This window comes from Thalassotalea sp. G20_0 (assembly GCF_017744175.1).
Lineage (GTDB): Bacteria > Pseudomonadota > Gammaproteobacteria > Pseudomonadales > Endozoicomonadaceae > Endozoicomonas.
The window spans coordinates 1-4,732 of sequence record NZ_JAGHQV010000109.1 but is presented as its reverse complement, the minus strand read 5'-3'; the positions used below and the strand labels follow the sequence as shown (position 1 = coordinate 4,732).

The 4,732-nt window shown below is 51.8% G+C and carries 4 protein-coding genes; all 4 read right to left on the bottom strand.

Annotation, left to right across the window (positions count from 1 at the left end; translation table 11 throughout):
* Positions 1–1,534 (bottom strand): low-density lipoprotein receptor class A repeat-containing protein (locus J7438_RS24600; protein WP_503003934.1); only part of this gene is annotated, 1,534 nt, incomplete at its 3' end.
* 623 nt (positions 1,535–2,157) lie between these two features.
* Positions 2,158–3,342, bottom strand: a complete 1,185-nt coding sequence (locus J7438_RS24595) for an FAD-dependent oxidoreductase (protein ID WP_209278689.1) — start codon at positions 3,340–3,342, stop codon at positions 2,158–2,160.
* A 9-nt stretch (positions 3,343–3,351) separates the two neighbouring features.
* Complete coding sequence (locus tag J7438_RS24590; RefSeq protein WP_209278688.1) at positions 3,352–3,690, bottom strand: hypothetical protein; 339 nt, start codon at positions 3,688–3,690, stop codon at positions 3,352–3,354.
* Positions 3,691–3,951: 261 nt separating this feature from the next.
* On the bottom strand, positions 3,952–4,732 hold a 781-nt coding region (locus tag J7438_RS24585), incomplete at its 5' end, for a hypothetical protein (RefSeq protein WP_209278687.1).

Sequence of the window (4,732 nt, the reverse complement as noted above, 5' to 3'; positions counted from 1 at the left end):
CGTTCATGGCGGGGCTTGATACCGTCGCCTGCGGTGCCGCACTGGTGGGCAGTTCCATGGTGGTCCCCGACAGGCCGGAAACGTTCATGGCGGGGCTTGATACCGTCGCCTGCGGTGCCGCACTGGTGGGCAGTGCCATGGTGGTCCCCGACGGGCCGGAAACGTTCATGGCGGGGTTTGATACCGTCGCCTGCGGTGCCGCACTGGTGGGCAGTGCCATGGTGGTCCCCGACGGGCCGGAAAAGTTCATGGCGGGGCTTGATACCGTCGCCTGCGGTGCCGCACTGGTGGGCAGTTCCATGGTGGTCCCCGACAGGCCGGAAAAGCTCATGGTGGTGTTCGATACCGTAACCACCGTTTCTGTCACCGGTGCCGGTGTAGCCGTGACTGTTGGCCGCGTCGGGCTGGAAGAGGCAGGCTTGCATAACTCCGCCCGCTCATCGGAGCCATCATCACAATCCTCTTCCCCATCACATTGCCAACCGGCGCTAATACAGCGGCTGTCGTCGCAGAAAAAGGTACGGTTCAGCCTATCACAGTCAGCTTGTGTGCAGTTCTCATCGGATTCATCAATACAATTCTTTTTCCCATTACATTGCAAAGCGTCACTAACACATTTTTTGTCATCGTCGCAGAAAAAGTCACGTCCATGCTTAATACATTCAGCTAGTGTGCAGTTATCATCGGTCCCATCATCACAATCATCTTCCCCGTCACATTGCCAACCGGCGGAAATACAGCGGCTGCCGTCGCATAAAAAATCATAGCCTAAACGATCACAGTCAGTTTGTGTACAGTTCTCATCGGAGCCATCACCGCAATCGTCATCCGCATCGCATTGATAGTCGGCAGGAATACATGTGCCGTTGTCACAGCGGAATTGATCAGCATCGCATGGAGCCTGAGGCTCTGTGGTTGGGGCAGACGTATTGGTGTGTGCAGGTGTTGTTGTTGATGACCCGCCCACAGCGGTAAGGCTGGCCAGAGCCCCAAGTGCCAGGGACGTGTTTGGCAACTGGACAGTCCGGGCAGAGGCGGTGGCCGTTGGGCTGGTCCGCTGTGGTGTTTGCTGTGATTTCTTTTTTTTCTTGCCTTTGTGGTTTGTTGGGGAGCCGTCCACCGTAGTGTCTGCCCCGCTCTGCCCCGGTGCCGAAGCGGTAGCCGACCCACCAAAAAGATTCCTGAGCCGGGCCGCCGTGGAAAGGGTGACAAAGCCCTCCAGCAGAGTGCTGATCTCCTCTGGCAGCACTGTGTAAGGCGACACCAGCCGGGCACCCAGCGCAACACCCTGGAAAAAACTACTGTTCTGCCCATCGGGGCTGCCAAAAGTGAAGGCCGGACCTTCATCCGGTTGCGCCAACGGTTGCCCGGGGGGAATATAACCGGGATACAACGACTGCAAAAACAGGATCGGACCTTTCCGGATGGCGACCTCCACCCCTGCCAATAGCCCCCAGTTTTCCGTTGGCTGATCGGGAACGGGGCCAGAAGCAGTGGGTGTACCTGTTGGCTGAACAGCAGGTTGGGATATCAAAGTTATTACCTCGCTAAATAAGACAATAATAGGTAAGGATCAGGCAGTGAAAAGAACCATTTGAATTATTCGCAACGGATAGTGCGCAAGAATCTTATAAAACAGGAAAGAAAGCCCAGGAGGTTGACCGAGAATAGCGCCCGTCTAGGCGACCCCGTAGCGAGGATGGCAGAAAATTGAGGATAAAAAGTCGGAAATTTTTAGTGAATAGTGGTTCTATTTGTTAAAAATTTCCGACCTTTTAGACCAATTTTCTGTCACCGCAGTAGGGCAGTCTATTCTCGGACAGCCTCCCAGGGTCCTGAACTGCGTAACGAGTTAGTCCGCGGGTCCCCTGGTACAGTGTTTCAATGCAATTGATGGATCTCTTCTATCATTGACGTCTAAGTAGTTAACCAAATGAAATCGTATTTTCTGACTAAGTAGACAGTCACTCTCGGCAACTGCGCCTGCGTTGCTCTATCTCCTGCATCCATTCAGTCGTGCGGCGTTACAACTCCGGTCACATAGCTAAGGCTATGCTCCCTTCGTTGTGCCTTGCATGGTAACTGCCCACTTAGCCAGAAATATACGATTCCATTTGGCCAACTACTTAAAGTACTTTGCATAACAGTGGGTATGCTCTAACTGTGCAGCTTGTCCAACATACGAGATATGATTTGTTTAACTAAAGAGGGTATGTTCAGCGGAAATGAGCTGGCTTCTCTGGGTGTGAATGGAATTGCCAAATCTTTCACATCCTTATCCGCGTTTTTCAAACCTTCGGCAAAGAAAAAATTGGGTGTCTCTTTTGCGTCACCAATAGCTTCACTCTTGCCAAAAGGGAGTGCGACGGAAGGTTGTGCCAGCTTTTGTTTCTCTACAGTGAAAATGGCATGGCTCAAGTTCTTCTTTTTTGCCCCTCGTGCGGTATGGCTGTCGGTATCGACGTAGGTTGGTGCCATCAAGCAAGCCCGCTCCGTCGGAGTCACTGTCGCTGCACAAATCAGGGCATTCCACTCAAGCTGTTGTTCGGGTTTGAGGTTTGTGGGGCACTGTCCGGAAATCCACAATTTCTCAGAGTTGTCATGGGATAAGAAAATGTAGCACTGAGGGTAATAGTTGCTGCTCCATCCCAGCTTCTTGAATTCAGGCAGCAGGTCAGCAGGTATTTTTTCTATGGAGTTGAGGTGGGCACCGGTTTTGATCTCTGTCCAGCTTGGATGATGGATATAGGCACATTGGCATCTGCCGCTAAAAGGGGTATTGACAGTTATTTTTTCCAGGCTGGCTCCCAACTCTTCTAACGATTGGCGCGATGTTCCATGCACGCCATCGGCATGAATAATTGAATCGAAAGCAATACGCCCCGATGGTTGTAAATCCATGGTTTGAACCCATGGGTCAAAAGAACCGGCTCTGGCTTGATACTTGATATCTATCAAATCCGGATATTTTGTTTTCGCGTATTCCATATAGATACGCTGGATAACGTCGGTCTGTAAGCTGGTATAGTGGTTGCGGCTTACTTGTTCCCGAATGCTTGCCAGGCTTTTTGGATGCGCCATATCCGATTTCTTTCTGTGAGAAAAAACGTATCCCGGGCCGTGAGTGCTTTCCAGAGCGTCCAACATCTGATTAATTGCATAAGTTGCTTCTGGCCTTAAAACCATAACGCTTGAGCGGATATCCCACTCCTCTTCATTGCGGCCTTCACACAGACAAACCTTGTGACCTTTCCTTGCCAGCTCAACCGCTGCCATCAATCCTGTCGGACCTGCACCGGCCACTACCGCATCATAATGGGGAATTTTCTCCTTGCTTAACAATTTGGCTCTTTACTTGGCTAATGATGCCCGTTGCTCACCGATAAGAGCGTTACTTTCGTGAAGCTGTTTAACCTTCTCGCCCAGCTTATCCAATGATTTAATTGTTTTATCGGCTTTGAGGATCTCAATCTTTTTCTGCTTAATGTTTTTGGTTTCAAGACTTGATAGATTATTGTTTTTTTGCGTCGTTAAATTGCTGGTCTGGTTATTATTAGATCGGGCAATTTTTCGGCCAAATCGTAGAAAGCCGAAATTGAATCGGGACTTCTTTGCAGGCTGTTCAGAGCGTGGTGCTGTTGTTGTGGAAAGTGTTGTGGGAGGTGTTGGTCTTTTATCTGATGGAATCAAAGTCCCCATGTGCCATCTCTCAAGAGTTGTTTTTTATTGATATGTTGGCGTAATAAACAGTTTAATCGGCATGTCGTAGGAAAAATGGTGGTTCAGGCATAAAAAATGCTGATCTATGCCACCATTCGTGAATTGTCATCAGAGACAGGTTAAACATCCAGGGCCTGTCGAATGGCATGAACTCCAGGCTCAGGTATTGTGCCCGGCACCAAACGCTTCAGGGTGAACGGAGATTGTGCATATCAAACTCATTGAAATGACCTATTTTACCGCGGTTCTCATTCTGCGAAGATCGCGAGTTTCAATCTCTTCATATATGCCAGCATCTTCATTGTGTTCATGCCAGGGAATCCCCTCCCTGAGTTCCTCAAAGAACGAGTCCCTTGGCCGTATGGGTGGTTTTTCCGGCAGTGCCGGTTGTTGCAGCCCGGGTGGCTCTGGAGGATGACTTCTGGGGCGTTGTACATCGGCAGGTTTCTCTCTTGCCTCTTTTATCGTCGGTTGAGTGCGCGCCTTCTGTGCCTGACCCACAGTATTGATGGCCACCAACTCCTGCGGGTGATCGACAACGTATGACCCGCAGCAATAACGACGATAAATGTACCTCCCTAACACCACTCCTGCCACAACAAAGGCAGCAGTCCCCAGGGCGATACCGCCTACTGCGCCGGTACTCAGGGTAGCCGCCGACGATGCCACAGTGGTGGGCAGCGTCATGGTGGCCCCCGTCAGGTCGGAAACGTTCATGGTGGAGTTCGCTACCGTCGGTGCCGGTGTGGGCAGCGTCATGGTGGCCCCCGGCAGGTCGGAAAAGTTCATGGTGGTGTTCGCGACCGTCGGTGCCGGTGTGGGCATAGTCATGGTGGCCCCCGGCAGGCCGGAAACGTTCATGGTGGTGTTCGCGACCGTCGGTGCCGGTGTGGGCATAGTCATGGTGGCCCCCGGCAGGCCGGAAACGTTCATGGTGGAGTTCGCGACCGTCGGTGCCGGTGTGGGCATAGTCATGGTGGCCCCCGGCAGGCCGGAAACGTTCATGGTGGTG